This window comes from Parapedobacter sp., from assembly GCF_053550995.1.
In genome coordinates, this window is record NZ_JBMQOC010000113.1 from 1 (window position 1) to 17,396 (window position 17,396).

The window sequence follows — 17,396 nt, forward strand, 5'->3', positions numbered from 1 at the left end:
ATAAAGGGCGATTTGCCTTGCGACAGGCGAATGACAATCACGCGCAGCGTATCAAAAATCGGGACGATTAAGATAGCTATCGCGATGGCCACGGTCGGAATCGCCTTGCCGAATGAGTCCGCCCATGCCGTTACTTCGCCCGGCTTGTTGAGCTCGATAAATTGGATGGCCAGCACCGAAATGATAAAGCCAATGGTATAGGCACCCGCGTCACCCATGAAAATACGGGCCTTGCCCAGGTTATAACGGAGGAACCCCAATACCGAACCGGCCATGCTAACCGCCAATATGGCCAAGCCGTATTCTTCCATCTGGAAGAAGATGTAGCCGAAGGTGAGGCTCACGATCATACTCACACTGCCCAACAGTCCATTGATGCCATCAATCAGGTTAAACGCGTTGATGATAAAGACGATCAGCAGGCTGGTGAAGGGATAGCTGACCACCGGATGGATATCATGGATGCCGAATAGGCCATAAAACCCCGTGAGGCGGATGTCGGCAAAATAGACCACAATCAACGCCGTGACCGTTTGGCCGAGAAACTTCTTGTAGGGGTTTAGCGCAGCGAGGTCGTCTTTGAGGCCTACCGAAAAAATGAGCAATCCGGAGGCGAAGATGTAATTGGCATAAGGTAAAATGTTGCCCGGTATGCATAGGCAGGCGGTAAAGGCAAATGAAACAAGCACGGCAATGCCCCCCAGGTTCGGGGTGCGGTATTTATGGATTTTCCGTTCTTCCAATGCCGGATCGTCAAACAGCCGCTTCTTGTAGGCCAGCTTGATCAGCGACGGCACGGCATACAGGGTGATGATGCATGAGAACAGAAATGAAAATAATAATAAGTAGATCTCCACCATATAGATTAGCGTGTTCGTCCAAATGCAACGGAGCAAAGATAAGCGAAATAATTGGAAAAAATTATCCTGCAACGTTGCCGGAGGTGACGCAATATTTATGCCATATTACTCCATATGGACACAGGGCCAGCCCAATACGGTCAAAATACCCCCCTTTCTTCCCTTTTTTTGGTTTTTGGCAAACGATTTGCGGATTTGTTTGTATATTTAACAGGACTGGAGTCCGGAAGTTAGACGTAGATATGTTCAATATATAAATATAAGTGATTATGAATGATAATGCAAAAGTGGTAGCAGCATTGTTAGCAGGTTTAGCCGCAGGGGCTGCGTTGGGTATTTTGTTTGCACCAGAAAAAGGCTCCGAAACGCGCGAGAAATTGAATGACTCCCTCAAAGACCTCGGCGACGCGCTGAAGGAACGCACCGCTGAGCAGTTAGACCACCTGAACGACTTCAAGGAGAAGATGGTTGCCGCTGTCAAGAGCAAGGTGAATAAGCACGAACGGACGGTAGAGGAGGCCCTTGAAGAGCACGCCTGAATATAGAAAGGGGCGTCGCCCCAAGCCATAGCATGGCATCGCATTCGAGAGAAAGCCTTTACGGGCGATACGCATAAACCTTTGGCCAAAACCAAATGGACGAAAGAAAATTTTCGATAAACGGAGTATTCCAAAAGAGCAAGGAGTATATCGATACCCGTTTCAAACTGTTCAAATTGAAGCTTGTCGAACGATCTTCACGGTTGATAGCAAGCCTCATCACCGACGGGCTGAAAGGTATCCTGGCCGTATTCGTGATTTTCTATTTGAGCTTGGCACTAGGCTTCTACCTCAGCGAGCTATTGGGCAGCTCGGCATTGGGGTTCCTGGTCACGGGCGGGATTTTCGTGGTGTTGATTATCGTAGTGTCGGCATTTGAAAATCCGCTGGAACGTTTTTTCATGAACCTTTCCATCAAGCGCTTTTTGCAGAAGTGGAATGACGAAATCGATGAGGACGATGAGGAAGGAAAGCAAGATTAAGGACCTGGCCGGCCTACGGCTCGAAATCGCCCGCCTGAAAACGCTGGCTGCCGAACAGGAAAGCTACCTCGGCGACCAGTACCAACTGCTCAGTGATAAGGTGGCGGCGCCGGCACGCTTCATCAAGTCGCTAGCCACATGGGTTCCGGGTGTCAATTTTGCCAAAGGCCTATTCGAGCAGGGAAAGAAGGACGAAGATTGGCTGAGCCGTGCATTGCGCATCGGACTGCCCGTTGTGCTCAACCGGTTTTTCTTACGCAAAGCGGGCTTTATCAAAAGGGCGCTGGTCACGTTGCTTTCCCAACAGGCTGCTGGTGCGCTCAATAAAGATACCGTCGCCAGCCTGATCAGTAAAGTGGCCGATTTCGTCCGGCCGCCGGCAAAACGCCGCCGCCGGGCGCGCCGTAAAGATTACGGTATTCCGCCCGACAGCGAAACCTCTTGAACACCGCGGCCTAGCGGGTGGCACAATTCGCTAGGAAATCTTCATAAACCAGTTTGATGCCTGCTTCGAGGGAGGTCGTGTGGTGCCATCCCAGGTTGTGCAATTTACTCACATCCATCAGCTTCCGTGGCGTGCCATCGGGTTTCGACGGATCGAATACCAGTTCACCCCCGTACCCTACAACCGATTTGATCAGATACGCCAGCTCCTTGATAGACAGATCTTCGCCCGTGCCGATATTGACCAATTGGGGGTCATGGTAGTTGGCCATCAAAAACACACATGCATCGGCCAAATCATCTGCAAATAAAAATTCACGCATGGGGTTGCCGCTACCCCATACGGTTACGGTGGGCTGGTTGGTTACCTTGGCCTCATGGAGACGCCGCAACAGTGCTGGTAGCACGTGCGAGTGTTCCGGATGGTAGTTGTCTCGGTAGCCGTAAAGGTTGGTCGGCATTACCGATATGAAATTACAGCCATATTGGTCATGGTAGGCCTCGCACAGCTTAATGCCCGCAATTTTGGCGATGGCATAAGGCTCATTGGTGGGTTCCAACAAACCCGTAAGCAGGTACGCTTCCTTGAGGGGCTGGGGGGCCAGCTTCGGGTATATGCAGCTCGACCCGAGGAAAAGCAGCTTTTTCACTTCATGCCTATACGCTTGGTGGATGACGTTATTCTGTATCGCCAGGTTTTCATAGAGGAAATCAGCGCGCAGGGTATTATTCGCCAGTATACCCCCCACTTTGGCTGCTGCCAGGAAAACGTAGTCCGGCCGTTCCGCCCTAAAAAAATCCGTCACCGCCTGCTGGTCCCGGAGGTCCAGCTCGTCGGATGTGCGGAGCACCAGGTTGCTATATCCCAGTGTGGTTAACTTCCGATGAATGGCCGACCCGACCATGCCGCGGTGCCCAGCGATATATATCTTCGCGTCTTTCTCCATATTTCCCATGTAACGTACAAAGATAAGGTTATTTTGGTGTTTGCGTTATTTCGGTAACTTAACTAAGTTTGCGGCCTATCAAGCGGCACCATGGGGAAAGACAAGCTACGTAAGTTTAGGGAGATCGATACATTCGCCAATGTATGGCAACTGGATGCGGGCAAACCGATGCGGGGGAGGTGGGCGACTGACCATTTCGGCAACGACCGGCCCATCGTGCTTGAGCTGGCCTGCGGTAAAGGCGAGTACACGGTTAACCTTGCCAAGCTATTCCCCGAACGCAACTTCATCGGTGTCGACTATAAGGGCAACCGCATCTGGCGCGGTGCCAAAACGGCGCTCGAAGAAGGCATTACCAACGTAGCCTTCCTGCGCATCCAGATCGAGACCATCCTCGATTATTTCGCCCCGGGCGAGGTTGCCGAAATATGGATCACCTTTCCCGACCCCCAACCGCAGAAGAGCCGGGAGAAAAAACGGCTTACCCATCCGGCATTCCTGGCCAGGTACCGGCAGCTTATGGCACCCGAAGGAGTGATGCACCTCAAAACGGATAATGACGGGCTATATGCCTATACGTTAGAACAATTGGCTAAGCATGGGTTGCCCATCCACGTGCAAACAGCAAACCTATACCATTCCGACTTGGTGGATGAGGTGCTCAGCATCAAAACCTATTACGAGCGGAAATACCTCGAAGTAGCCAAGAACATCAACTATGTGAGGTGGGGTTGGCAGTGAGCCTTTTCGCTTCACGCCGGCTGATCTTCTCGTAGTTCACCGGTTGCGGCATTTTCACATAAAAGCCGGTGCCGTCGTAAGGGCGCTTGCGGGGGTGGGTCAGGCAGGTTTCCGAACAGCAACCCTCCATCTTCCATCCGCAGGCCTCGCATTGGGTAAAATGTTCATTGCATTCGGGGTTGGCGCAGTTGATCATACGGCTGCTATGCGCGCCGCAATTGCGGCAGGTGGCCACTTCGGTGGGGTTTACGTGGTTCACATCAACCGTCACCCGGTTATCAAATACGTAGCATTTCCCCTCGAAGTCCTTGCCGCCGGCTTCCTTGCCGTATTTGATGATGCCACCATGGAGTTGGTACACATCGGCAAAACCATTTTTAAGCAGCAGGGCCGATGCCTTTTCGCACTTGATGCCGCCGGTGCAGTAGGTCAGTATTTTCTTGCCTTTGTAGGCCGATAGCTCTTCGAGTTTATCCGGAAACTCCCTGAAGTTTTCGATATCCAGCGTCACGGCATTCTTGAAGCGGCCCACGTTGTGCTCGTAGTTCGACCGCACGTCGAGCACCACCACGTCGTCGCGGTCTTTCATCGCCATAAACTCACGCGGCTCCAGGTGTATGCCTGTTTCCTGGGTAGGGTCGATAAGTTTCGGATCGCGCAGGCCGGAGTGTACGATCTCGGGCTTGTAACGGCAGTGCATCTTGACGAAGGAAGGCTCGTCTACCTCATCGATCTTGAAGTCCGTCTTCGCAAAGCGAGGGTCGGCATGTACGGCCTCCATATACGTCTGGCAAGCGCCGGGCGTACCCGATACGGTGCCGTTGAGCCCTTCGTCGGCCACGATGATACGGCCTACGAGGCCGAGCGATTTACAGAATCGAAGGTGATCTGCGGCAAACTGTTCCGCATCGTCAATAGGGCTGTAGCAATAGTACAGCAACGTAAGGTATTTGTTCATGGCATTGATACCGCTGCAAACGGCGTTTAATGTTTTACGGCTGCAAACTTAGCTAAATTCGCACATAAATCCTATCGGTCGCCCTGATTCCGCTGCCTATCCACCGCCTGCTGCAAGGCCGGATCATCAGCCTTCACCGCGTAATAGTGGGCGATGCCACCCTCGGGGTCGATAATCAGGTAGCGGGGTATCCAATTGAGGTCTATCGCATTCGTAAAAGCGTTCTTCCAATCGGTTTTGAACCAATAGTGCGCGCCTTCCAGGTCAAATTTCTCGATGCCATCTTTCCATCGCTGTTCCTCCCTGTCGAGCGAGAAATACACCACGGGTACATCGGGGTTTGCCGCCTGGAAAGCCTTCAATTGGGGGAACCCTTTCAGGCAGTCGGGGCACCAGGTGGCCCAGATATAAAGCAGCACGGTTTGGCCTTTATACGCTTTCAGCACGTCGCCGGCAGTAGTTTGTTTGCCATCTGGCAGAAAGAGCGATTGCCGGAGAGCCTCTGCCGTAAATTCGGTTTTCAACACCGGCGGCACCTTTTGTGCCACGGCCATGTGGGCGGCCAGCACGGCAAAAAGTAATATGCAAATACGTATCATGGCTGCAAACTTAGACAAAGTTGCTTTTATGTACAATTATCCCTGGTGTGATTTTTGAAAACCATGGCGGTTTCATAGCGGAAATTTATGGTTTCTTTTCTATCCATCACGCCATCCGATACACTCCTTCGCCCCTTCGCGGATGCTCCGCCAAATCATTTTGAAGAACGAAAATGAATGGGGGCGTTCGATGTACACCTGCCCCGTGTGGTGCACCCCGTTCGCGTCGGGGTTGCTGTCGTTCAGCAGGAACCGGTTGGCCAGGAAGGAAGTGAGTTTCCTCGTCGAGGTTCCACCGTCGCGGTCGTCCCGCAGAAAATTTACTTTCAGGCCGCCATAATCCAGTTGTAAGGTGCCGGTTGTACGCCGGTCGTTCGCTTCCATATCGAAGTGGAGGCTGCGGACCGTCCCCTCGGCAATTTCGACCCGCAGTTGGGGCGTTAGCATCCGGTTGAATGCCGCAGCCTCCATCGTGCCCAACGCTGCTTGGTACGTGTGCGCACCCAGGCTATCCAGCAGGTCAAACCGGAAGTCCACACGGAGGTCGCCCACCCCCATGGCCCGGGCACGTGCATGCAGCTGCATAAATCGATTGCTCACCAATTCGGCCGAATCGTTGGTCAGGTGGTATATCACCGCAGAGGTGCCGTCGAAGGTCACCGTGCCCGCTTTGCCCGTCTGGTCGCTTACCTCCGTGAAACGGATATCCAGCGCGTCGACCCATACCGAGTCGATGGCCACGCGCTGGTCCAGGTGCAGCAATTGCTGGTGGGGCGACCGGCCGATTTTATTTTCCGGTGGATTGGGTTGTGTTTTATCTTTATACACCGTTATGTGTCCGCTGTCGATATGCAGGGCAGATGCCGCTAGGGTCTGCGTGTCCATCCACCTTCCCACGTCGATGCCGCGGAGACCCACCCGGGCGATGGCTATGTCGCCGATGTCTTCTGCCCGCCCCACCTGGCGGTAAAAGGCCGCCTTGCTCACGGTAATCCCATACCGCAGGTCGCGCAGCACCCATTCGCGCTTTGCCGTTTCCAAGCGTAGCGGGCCAGTGCGCAGCTGGTACAAGCTATCAGGCCGGGTATACGTTGCCCCTGCGGCGTTTATGCTTACGGCCTTCGCCCCGTAGATGCGTGCGGTGTCGCGCAGGGCCTCGGCGTCGATGCGGATATCCCGTACGGTCGTGTTGATTTGCCGGATATGGAGGTTTGCCGCATCGTGGTCGCTCACGAGCACCAGCTCACCGCCGCGGATCACAAGACGCTCCACACGGGTACCGGCCACCTGCGGGTTTTCGGCAAGCCGGATGAACGCCTGCCGTCTATTAGGGGCCCCGCCTGTGGTATCCGCCGGTAAGTGGGTGGTTATGCGTACCGAGGGTGTGTCGAGGGCAAGGGTATGGATGTGTAGGTTGCCGGTTAGCAAGAACCGTAGCAGCCCCGCGCCGTTCACCTGTAAGCGCCCGACTTTGATGTCGTAGCTGGCCGCAGGTCGCCATGTGCTGTCCTGTGGCGTGCTCGGCTGCAGCCGGATGTTGGTAGCCGTTGCATTGCCGGCCCATAGCGACAGCTCCAACCGGTCGTAAGTAAGTACATAGTGGCCCTCGGTGTGCTGCGCAACGCCCGTCGCCAGTGCCGCCACCAATTTCGGCTTCCATGTACGGTTTACGAACCAGCTGGCTACGGCGACCACGACCAATATGCCCGCGCCAATACCGATTACCCATTTCCATAGGGGCTTCATCTTTTAAGAAACGTCGTCACCGGCGGAATGTTTGGATAGGGCAGCGTTTGCCCTGTGGCTGTGGCGCCGATTCACGGACTTTCCGAAAAAAAGAGTACTTTTGTTGCTCGGTACACAAACAAACATGCTCGATTCGCTCATTACCTCGAAAACCCGCTTGCGGCTACTGGTGAAGTTCTTCATCAATGCCGCAAACCGGGGCCACATGCGCGGGCTGGCCGATGAGTTCAACGAATCTACCAATGCCATCCGCCGTGAACTTAACAACCTATCGGACGCCGGCTACCTCCAAAAGGAAGCCCAGCGCAATCGCGTGTCGTACCGGGCAAACACCCAGCACCCGCTATTTGGGTCCCTGCAAGATATCGTGCATAAGTACTTGGGGTTAGACCGCATTGTGGAGACCGTGTTACAACGCATGGGCGAAGTGGACCAGGTGGTTCTTACCGGTGACTACGCCGAGGGGCGGGATACCGGCATCATCGAGGTCACGGTCGTAGGCCCACGGCTCAACGCGGACTACCTGGAGCAGCTGGCGCCCAAAGTAGAAGGCATCATCCACCGCCAAGTGGCTTTTACCCTCAGCAGTACACCACCCAAGGAGGGGCTGGTGTTGTTTGAGCAGTAGGCTCCCCTGCCAAGGGCAACCTTATTTCAACTCCAGTGGTTCAGGTTTTCCCGTTTCACCACGCAGTTTGCGGTACCGGTCTATCAGTTCCTGTAGTTTCCCCGGCTCCGCCGAGGCCAGGTTATGCTGCTGGCCAATATCGTCTTTAAGGTTATACAATTGGTAGGTGGTGTCGTTGCCCAGTTCAATATTCACCTGCGGGTTGCGCTTCCGTCCGTCGTATGGCGGTATCATCACCCAGTCGCCGTGCCGCAAGGCCGTGCGCGAGCTGGCTTCGATAATCAGGTCATCGCGCCCGGAGGTGCTATCGCCCAGCAGTGCGCCGAGGAGGTCTTGGCTGTCACCGCCGTTTACCTGTTGTCCCGTTAGGCTGGCCAGCGATGCCAGTAGGTCCAGTTGGCACACCATGGCGTCTGATACGCCGGGAGCTACCCGTCCTTTCCATTGTACGATAAAGGGTACCCGCGTCCCCGCCTCGAAGTGGCTGTATTTCCCTCCCCGTAGCGGTCCCCACGGTTTGTGCTCGCCCAGTAGTTCCACCGCGTCGTCATGGTAGCCATCGTTTACCACGGGTCCGTTATCGCTCGTAAAAATCACCAGCGTATTTTCCAGGAGCCCTTCCTCCTCCAGGGTGTTCATCAGCTGGCCAATGCACCAGTCGGCCTCCACGATGACGTCGCCCCGCGGCCCCAGGCCGGAGGCGCCCACGAAGCGCGGATGCGGTGTGCGCGGCACATGCGGCTGCTGCATCGCATAGTAAAGGAAGAAGGGGCCGTCCTTGTGTTTGCGGATGTAACGCTGGGCTTGGGTAAGGAACGTATCGGCCATGTTTTCGTCCACCCATTTGGCTTTTTCGCCACCCTTCATGAACCCAATGCGGGGGATGCCGTTTACAATGCTGTTGTTGTGGCCGTGATGCCACCGCATCCGTAGCAGTTCAGGGTTGTCAAGTCCGGTAGGTTCGCCCGCGAAGTTCTGGGCGTAGTCCACCTCAATGGGGTCGGCCGGGTCGGCACCCACCACGAGGCCATTTTCGATGAAGACCGTGGGCACGCGGTCCTGTGTGGCAGCCATGATAAACGCATCGTCGAAGCCTACCTCGTTGGGCCCCGGCGCAATGTGCCGGTTCCAGTCGATTACCCCCGTCCCCAGTCCGAGGTGCCATTTGCCCACAACTCCCGTATGGTAGCCTGCTTGCTTAAGCATGCGGGGTAAGGTTTGCTGTTGCGTGTCGATAACCAGTGGCGCGGTGCCCGGCAGGATTTTAGCCGACTTATTACGCCAGGGGTAGGTGCCCGTGAGCAAGGCGAAGCGGCTGGGCGTGCAGGTGGCCGACGAGGCATAACCATGGGTGAAACGCATCCCCGAGGCCGCCAATCTGTCCATGTTGGGTGTCTTCAATGCGGTAGCGCCATACGCGCCGACGTCGCCGTAGCCCAGGTCGTCCATGTAGATGATGACGATATTGGGCCGTTGGCTGGCTTCCTTTCCATCTTTGGCGGGCTGGCATGCCCCCACAGCCAGGAGGGCGATTGATAAAAGGTAATATTTCATGAGCTGACGTTCACTGGTTAGCTACAAACATAACGAAAGTTGGTTAGCACCTGCTAAATTGTATAATAAATTTTCACAGGCTAGGTATTTACAGAAAAAAACCGGCACCCACGTATGTTGGGGGTGCCGGTTAACTCACTATTAAACACCAATGATCAAACTTTATTTCGCCGTAAACTGCCTGATGCTTGCCACGGGTGCTTCGGTGCGGTTGCCTGCCAGGAAGTGGTGGTACACCCGGCCCACATAGCCTGTCCACCAATCCGAGAAGTCGCGCATCTCGCCGCTTGCCGTATTGAGCAGCTGCAGGCTGCCCTCATCGTTGCCATCGGGCCCGATGAGGCGGATACGGTAATCCACGCGGGCGTAGCCCGATGAAACCTCCACCGTCTTGTTCACCACAATCGGCTCCCAGCCGGTGGCTTCGCCAAAGGCTACAGGGCTTCCCAGGTTCTGCCACTCGCTCTTTGCCCCCGTTTCATTGTCGGTAACATATTGGAATTGGTATTGCATTTTCAGCGGCGTGGGCTCGCCCGGCTTTTCATACAGCAGGTTATAGAATTTCACCCATGCGGTGGTACCGGTATGTTCGGTGGTAATGGTGGGGTAAGGTGCCTGGTTGTCGATGATGATCGGCGGTTCGTCAAAGTCGTGGATGATCACGTTGTGCTTGCCACCGGGCAGCTCGATGTCACGGTCGTACACCAGCGTCAGGTCGCCCACGGCCCCGCGGTACAACTTTAGGTTTACCGTTCCCGCCTCGGTGGCAAAGAATCGGCCCACCGCACCGCTCGGCACGGCGTTGTAGGTAGAAAGGGGAGTGGTCTCATTGGTCAGCACCTGGCCATTCAGTTCCACTTTGTTGATATTGTTTGCCGTTCCGGTTGTGGTGGGCACCATGTAGTGCAACTGGAACTGTGCCGTGGTCGCATCGTCGATCGGGGTGGTGTCGTACTCCACCACGTGTTTCTCACAAGCCGTGAAAGCGACGATGGCGACGAGGGCCCCTATTATCTTATTGAATCGGTTCATAACGTTTACCATTTACAGTTTCAAAACTTAATTCGTGGGCATCTCGCCGGGATACGCAAACCAAGGTATCGAGGTTTGGTAATTATCGGCCGTGCCCGGTATGGGTTTCAGTGTTTCCAGCGATTCGAGGTTCCACATATACTCCGAGTTGTAGCGCGGGCGCAGGCGGTAGCTTGGCGAGCCCTCGTTCTGGATGGCGTATGCACTTTTACGGCCCTGCACCTGTGCGGGCGCCATGTACAAGCCCTTGTATACCTTGGTGGGGTCGGTATCCCATTTCTGTTCCAGCAGCGCCTGTATCCAGCCATTGCCATTGCTGGGGTAGTCGCCCGTATAGGCAATATCATAGTGGTACTTACGCATATCCACCCACGCTTCGGGCGCGCCCCAAGGGTACAGGGCCACCCATTTCTGCATCATGATGTGCGAGAGGGAGAAGTCGGCCATGCTCAAACCACCTACGTAGGGGCCGTTGAGGTATTCTTCACCCAGTGCCGTGAAAAGGCCCTCCTCGATCTTGTCGCCGCCCGTGGGGCTGCCTTCCCGGCCGGTGTAGATATAGCGGGCAGCGGTTTCCATATCGCCGCGCACCCCGTTCTTGAAGGCTTCGAAGGCTTGGGCCTGCTGCCCCAGTTTCCAATAGGTTTCCGCCACGCAGAACTGGATTTCGGCATAGGTGGTGAGGATGTAGGGAGCGTCATCGCGGTACAGCCAGCGGCCGATGCCATCGTGCTCGGCCCCCTGCCATTCGGCGTTGGCCTCGCGCCCATAAAAGTTCGGTGCGGTACCGATGGGCCCCGAGCGTCCGGTAAAGCTGCCCCCGTAGTATTCGTACGTCTTTACGCTATCGGCATCATCCAGGTTGAGGTAAGTGGGGTTACTGGTCGTTGATAGCTTCACCGTTACCCGGGGATCGAAATGCCCGGGTTGGTCCATCAGCGTATCGGTGATGATCTGTTTGTCGGCCAGCCGGTAGGGATGGTAATCGTTGCCTTCCAAGCGGGTTTTGTCGCCCGTGGCCTGGTCGTATTCGGGCACCGTGCCCGTCATCACCTGCACCGCATATTCATGCTGGAAATATACCCAGTTGAAGTTGTTGCGCGAGGTGCCCCAGAAGTTGTTGTATCCGCTGTAGGGGGCCGATTGCGAGCCGCCCGCGATGGAAACGGTGGCATCATCGGCCGGGCTTTGGAACGATTTGCCAGCCGCATCGATCAGCTCCTGCGCATAGTCCGACGTAAAATTCGTCTTGTTGGTGAGCGACGCCAGGTTGCGTACGATCACCGCATACGCAAACTTGATCCATTTCGACTTGTCGCCATTATAGATGAAGTCGTTATCGCTGATATTGGAGCCGTAGTTGTGGTCGTCTTGCCGCTCCAGCAGTTCGATGGCCTCATAGGCCCATGCCCGCACCTGCTCGTACACGGCATCCTGGTAGTCGTAGTCGTGCGAAAGCAGCCCTGGCACGAAAGCATCGGTCATCGGTACTTCGCCGTGCACCTTGGTGAGCATGTCCCAGCTGAACGCTTTCATGGCCAAGCCGATACCGGCCAATGTCCAATGCTCTTCTTCCATCGATTGGTTGATGAGGTTTTCGAGGTTCATCCCCTGGTTCCAGTACACCACCCGCCAGATCTCGCCGCCCGCATCGCTGCCCAAGCTATAGTAGTGGTTGGCAAATGAGGTGTAACTCGTTGTCCCCATCATCTGGGTCATCGGGCCGATGGCGCGGATGTCCCAATAGATACCCTGGTACTGCTGGGTGATGTTGGCCAGGTACAGGAATCCGTCCACTTCCGCCGGTGCATCGATGTTTTGGTTCACATCCAGGTATTTCTCGCAACTGCCCAGCAGGAGAAATAGCGGAAATACATATATGAATAGCTTCTTCATTGTCATTCTTTTTTTTAATTCAACACCAAACTGACCCCAAATGTAATCCCGCGCGGGTTGGGCATCGACCATACGTCATACCCTTCGCCGCCCGTACCGCCCGCCGCGGCCGAGACGGTGTTGCCCACCGCGTCGATGCCCGAGTAGTTGGTCCAGGTCAGCAGGTCGTTCCCTACCACGAATACGTCCAGCCCGTTTACAATGCGGGTACGGCTCAACACCGATGCCGGTATGCGGTACGAGAGGCGCAGCTCCTGCAAACGCAGGTAGTTCACGCCCGATTCGAGCCAGTCTTCGTCGTTTCCGGTATACACGGTGGTGCCATACACGCGGTAGTCGGTTACGATGTTATTCCGCGTGGGGTTGGCCGAGTTTTCGTTGCCGTCGCGCAGCACCCCTTCAAAGATGTGCGGCCCGCTTTCGCGCAGCGCTACCGACTCCCAACTGGTGCCGCTCACCATCATGGCGCGCTTGGTGCCGTTTACCACGGTGGCCCCTACGCGGCCGGCAAACAGGGCCGATAGGCGGAAGTCTTTATACCGCAGGCTGGTGGTGACGCCGAAGCGGAGATCCGGTTCGCGGTCGCCCACCACCGACCATACCGGGCTCACCAGCGGCAACCCGGTGGATGGGCTGATCAGGATGTCGCCGGCGTCGTTGCGCTCATAGGCGCGGCCGGTCAGCGTGGTGATGGGTTGGCCCACCATGATGCCGTTGCGGATATTGCCCGAGTTCCATGTGTAGGGGTTGTAGTATTCCGTTACGTTCTCGGGCAGGTAGAGCACTTCCGAGCCGCCATGCGACGCATTGAAGCCCACGTTCCAGGTCAGCCCATTGGGGTTACGCACGATGTCGCCATCGATGTGCGCTTCCCAGCCCCAGGTCTTGAACGATCCTACGTTCATGGTGTTCAGCACGAAGCCCGTGGCGTAACTCAGGCGGAAGCCCTTCACGATCTGGTCTTCGTTGCGTGTGCCGAAATAGGTGAAGCTCGCGTTCAGCCGGCTATTGAAGAGCTGGATGTCCAGGCCCGCCTCGTGGGCGGTGGTCATCTCGGGCCGCAGGTTGGGGTTCGGGCCGGTAAAACCGTATTTGAACCCGCCGCCCGTCAATTCGGTAGCCTCCAGTTGGGGGTCTATTTCCAGCGGACCGGCATCCTTGCCCACCTGCGCCAGCGATCCGCGCAGCTTCAGGTAATTGATGGCCTCGATAGATTTCATGAAGGGCAGGTCGGACACAATGAGCGATCCCTCGATGGAGGGATAGAAATAGCGGTTGTTGTCCTTCGGTAGCGTAGACGACCAGTCGTTCCGTGCCCGCAGTGTGATGAACGCGAGGTTGTTGTAGCCGAATTCGAACTGACCCGAAAATGCCTGTATACGGCGCTTCGTATTGCGCTGTGTGGACGTTTGCGTAGCCGGGTCGGTGTTGTTGATCGATTGGAAGTCGGGCACCACGAAACGCGTGCCGTAGGTCGCTTGCCGGGTTACGGCATTTTCCAGCTGGTGGTAGCCCACTTGGCCGGAAAAGGAGAACTTATCGTCGAGAAAGCTATTGTTGTAGCCTGCCAGGATATTGATGGTGGGGTCGGAGAAGTTGGCCTGTATCAAATTATACTGCCCCGAGCCGGCGTTATTGGCTTGGTAGTAGGGGTGGTGCGAGGTTTCGAAGGTCTGCATGCCCACGTCCCAGCCCACCTGTCCACGTACGAAGGTATTCTTCACCGGCGTCAGGTTGAGCGCCACGTTGGTGAGGAAACGGTCGGACTTATCGAAGTACTTGTTCTTGTTCAGCATGAACAAGGGGTTCAGCAGGTCGGTGTCGAGGTAATAGTCGGCCACCCGCATGTGGCTGCCATCGGCGTCGAGGTAGTTGAGCATGTTATCCACCACGGGCCACAGCATGGCGCGGTGCAGCGGGCCGTCCGTGCCGCGAAGCACCTTTTGGTTGCCGGTACGGGTGTATTGCATACTGCCTTCGAACTTCAGCCAGTCGGTAATCTCGGCCTGTCCGGCCAAGCTCAGGTTGGTCCGGCTGTAGTCGGTGGTCTTGATCACCCCTTCCTGCCCCAGGTAGGAGAAGCCGGCCCGCATGGTGGCCCGGTCGTTGCCGGCATCCACGGACACGTTGTGTTTATTGGTGTAGCCCGTTTGGAGCACGGCGGCAATGTTGTCGTAGATGGGTACACCTTCGGGGTAGAGCCCGCCATATTTACCTTGGTAGTAATAGTTGGTGGTGCCGTAGTATCCGTTGGCGTATTTATCCTGCATCTCCGGATAGCCGTAGGCCTTGTCGAATTTGAAGGAGTTGCTGTAGGTTATCCGTCCTTTGCCGGCGGTGCCTTTCTTGGTGGTGATGATGATGGCCCCATTGGAGGCATCAGAACCGTACAGCGCAGCAGCGGCCGCACCTTTCAGTACTGTGATGGACTCGATGTCTTCGGGGTTGAAGTCGTTGCCCCGCGACGAGAAGTCGAGGTTACGTACCGAGTACGAATCGCCACCCGCGCCCGCCATATTGATCGGGTCGAATGTGCTGTTGTTCATCGGTACCCCGTCTACCACATACAGGGGCTGGTTGTTGCCCGATATGGAGGTGATGTTTCGCAGCACGACGGTGGTAGAAGCCCCCGGTGCCCCGCTGGTAGACGTTACGTTCAATCCCGGCACACGGCCCGCCAGTGCGGTGATGAAAGCATCGCGCCCCGATTCGCTGATCGTGCTGCCATCGATGTGCTGTACCGATGAGCCGATGGCCCGGCCGGCGCGCTTCATGCCGAATTCGGCGGTTACCTCCACTTCGCCCAGGTCGCGTACGCTGGGTACCATGGTAATGGCCAGCGTCGTGCGTGTACCGATCGGCACCGTCTGTGTTTCGAAGCCCACAGCCGTAAAAACGAGCGAACCCGTTTCCGGTGCGTTGATGGTAAAGTTGCCATTGCCGTCGGTAGACGTTTGGGTGGATGACTCCGCCACCCGCACCGTCACGCCAGAAAGGCGTTCGTTTGCTTGGTCATACACCGTACCGGTAATCGTTCTCGTTTGTGCATAGCCCAGGGCTGCGCAACACAAGAACAAAAAGGTAAGTGTAAATGTCAGGTTTTGCTTTTTCACATGAACACAATTTAAGTTATACAATCATAAGGTCCTCATTGGCTTCCATTGCGTGCGCAATTCCACACGGAATGAAATACTACGCAATGGTAGCAAATAGTTTTCAAAAAATCGCATGTTTGTGCATGTTTTTTAAAAAAAGACGCAACATTCCTCTTTTTGTGCCGTGTTTTTACATTTTAGTGTCGTTGTTTTGCAGGTTGTGCCGCGCTTTGGCTATCCTTGCCCCAGGGGTTATGCCGGCTATAAAAACACATTTTTTCAAAATAATACTCTACTTATTAGGTAGAATTTGTGCTGTATTTATATATTTGCCGGGTGATACCATGGTCTGTGGGCGAGCCGCGCACCAGCAGGGTCATTGAAATACCATATGAGTACAACTGTAAATAGAAGTATATGAGTCCATTCGCTAGGGTCCAAGCATACTCGATTCGGCGGATGAAACGGATCACAACCCGGCATATTTCCATTGGGATTGTGTTGATGAAATTGGCACTGGTAGCCATCGTGGTGGTCAAGTACCTTCCCTATGCCAGTACGAAAGACCTGCTTTTCGACGAAACCTTCTTTTGGTTTATGTTGGCGGGGTTCGTGGCACAGATGGTAGACGGTGCGTTGGGCATGGCCTATGGTGCCACCTCCAGTGCCGTGCTGCTCAGTTACGGGCTGTCGCCGCGGTTGGCGTCTGCGGCTGTCCACACGGCCGAGATCTTTACCACCGGTGTTTCGGGGCTCTCGCACATCCGGTTCGGCAACTTCAACAAGTCCCTGTTTTTCAAATTGGTCATTCCGGGGGTTATTTTTTCCTCGTTAGGGGCCTTTATATTGGGGTCGGTCATCGATGGCCATGTCATCAAGCCCTACATCAATGCTTACCTCCTCATTTTGGGCGTATTGATCCTGCTCAAAGCATTCAAGAAGAACCTCAAGACCCGTGAAAACACCAAAGGGGCGTCATTATTGGCAGCCTTCGGTGGCTTTTTCGATGCCATTGGCGGCGGCGGGTGGGGACCCATCGTTACGTCGAACCTCATCCGCAAGGGCAATACCCCGAGTACCATCATCGGCACCGTCAACACGGCCGAATTTTTCGTCACCTATTTCACCGCGGGGGTATTGATTTACTTCACGGGTATCCACAGTTGGCAGATCATACTGGGCCTTATCTTGGGTGGGGCATTGGCCGCTCCCCTCGGCGCATATATCACCAAAAAGGTCACCAAGAAGACACTATTCTTTGCGGTCGGGAGCCTCATCATGGTCACTTCGTTGTATTCGTTGTATATGGCAATTTTCTAGCCATACGTCTTTTTTGCCTTTGCCCGCAAGGCTTTCCGTCGCTGGCCGCGACAGGGCTTCGTTCTTTGGCTTGCCCCAAAGAACCAAAAGGCAAGGCTGTGCCACATTTGTCGTTCCGGCTGCGCGTTGGTGCAACGCCGCGAACCCGAGGCCGCCTTTGCACATTGCCTGCATGATGGCGGGGTTCCGCTTGTTGGGGTGCCGACCCCATCGTTTCCGCAACGCACCCCACGGCCTGCACGTCCAACTGCGCCAAGGCCGATCCTGCCTCCGGATGGATGCTATTGCAAAGAGCCAAACGGGGCTGCCGCGAAGTGATTTTTTTCTTTCCGCTGTATGCCGCGGAGGTAACAAACTTTTGCTTGATCAAAAGTTTGGCAAAAATCAAGGCGGTGCCGCATTTGTCGTTCCGGCTGCGCGTTGGTGCAACGGTGCGAACCCTAGGCCGCCTTCGCACACTGCCTGCGTGATGGCGGGGTTCCGCTTGTTGGGTTGCCGACCCCATCGTTTCCGCAACGCACCCCCGCGGCCTGCACGTCCAACTGCGCCAAGGCC

15 protein-coding genes are annotated in these 17,396 nt (G+C 55.4%); 6 read left to right on the plus strand and 9 right to left on the minus strand.

The features are described 5' to 3' along the window. Positions 1–860, minus strand: an 860-nt coding sequence (locus ACO1NT_RS15055; RefSeq protein ID WP_449049563.1) for an MraY family glycosyltransferase, incomplete at its 3' end; no start/stop codon positions are given. Between the two features lie 269 nt (positions 861–1,129). Here ACO1NT_RS15055 and ACO1NT_RS15060 point away from each other — a divergent pair. From ACO1NT_RS15060 to ACO1NT_RS15070, 3 genes are all read left to right on the plus strand, one after another. Beyond that, a complete protein-coding gene (locus ACO1NT_RS15060; protein WP_449049564.1) occupies positions 1,130–1,399 on the plus strand; it encodes a YtxH domain-containing protein in 270 nt (89 codons plus the stop codon). 95 nt (positions 1,400–1,494) lie between these two features. Continuing rightward, the gene (locus tag ACO1NT_RS15065; RefSeq protein ID WP_449049565.1) at positions 1,495–1,881 is read left to right on the plus strand and encodes a phage holin family protein; all 387 of its coding nucleotides are present in this window, start codon (positions 1,495–1,497) and stop codon (positions 1,879–1,881) included. Continuing rightward, positions 1,859–2,326, plus strand: coding sequence for a hypothetical protein (locus tag ACO1NT_RS15070; RefSeq protein WP_449049566.1), 468 nt, complete (start codon positions 1,859–1,861; stop codon positions 2,324–2,326). Before ACO1NT_RS15065 ends, ACO1NT_RS15070 begins: the two co-directional genes overlap by 23 nt. 10 nt (positions 2,327–2,336) lie before the next feature. Here ACO1NT_RS15070 and fcl read toward each other — a convergent pair whose 3' ends face one another. Continuing rightward, positions 2,337–3,272, minus strand: a complete 936-nt coding sequence (gene fcl, locus ACO1NT_RS15075) for a GDP-L-fucose synthase (protein WP_449049567.1) — start codon at positions 3,270–3,272, stop codon at positions 2,337–2,339. Positions 3,273–3,362: 90 nt separating this feature from the next. Here fcl and trmB point away from each other — a divergent pair, with 90 nt between their 5' ends. After that, positions 3,363–4,013, plus strand: coding sequence for a tRNA (guanosine(46)-N7)-methyltransferase TrmB (trmB, locus tag ACO1NT_RS15080; RefSeq protein WP_449049568.1), 651 nt, complete (start codon positions 3,363–3,365; stop codon positions 4,011–4,013). On the opposite strand, the gene trhO is transcribed toward trmB, so the two are convergent. From trhO to ACO1NT_RS15095, 3 genes are all read right to left on the minus strand, one after another. Continuing rightward, positions 3,985–4,971 (minus strand): oxygen-dependent tRNA uridine(34) hydroxylase TrhO, encoded by a 987-nt coding sequence (trhO, locus tag ACO1NT_RS15085; protein WP_449049569.1) that lies wholly within the window; start codon positions 4,969–4,971, stop codon positions 3,985–3,987. The genes trmB and trhO overlap by 29 nt on opposite strands. 71 nt (positions 4,972–5,042) lie before the next feature. Next, complete coding sequence (locus tag ACO1NT_RS15090; protein WP_449049570.1) at positions 5,043–5,570, minus strand: TlpA family protein disulfide reductase; 528 nt, start codon at positions 5,568–5,570, stop codon at positions 5,043–5,045. A gap of 99 nt (positions 5,571–5,669) precedes the next feature. Then, positions 5,670–7,316 (minus strand): hypothetical protein, encoded by a 1,647-nt coding sequence (locus ACO1NT_RS15095; protein ID WP_449049571.1) that lies wholly within the window; start codon positions 7,314–7,316, stop codon positions 5,670–5,672. Between the two features lie 124 nt (positions 7,317–7,440). Between ACO1NT_RS15095 and ACO1NT_RS15100 the strand changes: the two genes are divergently transcribed. After that, the gene (locus ACO1NT_RS15100) at positions 7,441–7,944 is read left to right on the plus strand and encodes an ArsR family transcriptional regulator (protein WP_449049572.1); all 504 of its coding nucleotides are present in this window, start codon (positions 7,441–7,443) and stop codon (positions 7,942–7,944) included. Positions 7,945–7,965: 21 nt separating this feature from the next. Here the strand turns inward: ACO1NT_RS15100 and ACO1NT_RS15105 are convergent, their stop codons facing one another. From ACO1NT_RS15105 to ACO1NT_RS15120, 4 genes are all read right to left on the minus strand, one after another. Next, positions 7,966–9,498: a sulfatase family protein gene (locus ACO1NT_RS15105; protein WP_449049573.1), complete on the minus strand. Its 1,533-nt coding sequence runs from the start codon at positions 9,496–9,498 to the stop codon at positions 7,966–7,968. Between the two features lie 162 nt (positions 9,499–9,660). Continuing rightward, on the minus strand, positions 9,661–10,530 hold the full coding sequence (locus tag ACO1NT_RS15110) for a hypothetical protein (RefSeq protein WP_449049574.1): 870 nt from the start codon (positions 10,528–10,530) through the stop codon (positions 9,661–9,663). A 27-nt stretch (positions 10,531–10,557) separates the two neighbouring features. Further along, positions 10,558–12,426 (minus strand): SusD/RagB family nutrient-binding outer membrane lipoprotein, encoded by a 1,869-nt coding sequence (locus ACO1NT_RS15115; RefSeq protein ID WP_449049575.1) that lies wholly within the window; start codon positions 12,424–12,426, stop codon positions 10,558–10,560. Between the two features lie 14 nt (positions 12,427–12,440). Beyond that, positions 12,441–15,539 (minus strand): SusC/RagA family TonB-linked outer membrane protein, encoded by a 3,099-nt coding sequence (locus ACO1NT_RS15120; RefSeq protein WP_449049576.1) that lies wholly within the window; start codon positions 15,537–15,539, stop codon positions 12,441–12,443. 441 nt (positions 15,540–15,980) lie between these two features. Between ACO1NT_RS15120 and ACO1NT_RS15125 the strand changes: the two genes are divergently transcribed. Further along, positions 15,981–16,841, plus strand: a complete 861-nt coding sequence (locus ACO1NT_RS15125) for a sulfite exporter TauE/SafE family protein (RefSeq protein ID WP_449049577.1) — start codon at positions 15,981–15,983, stop codon at positions 16,839–16,841. The last annotated feature ends 555 nt before the right edge of the window (positions 16,842–17,396 follow it).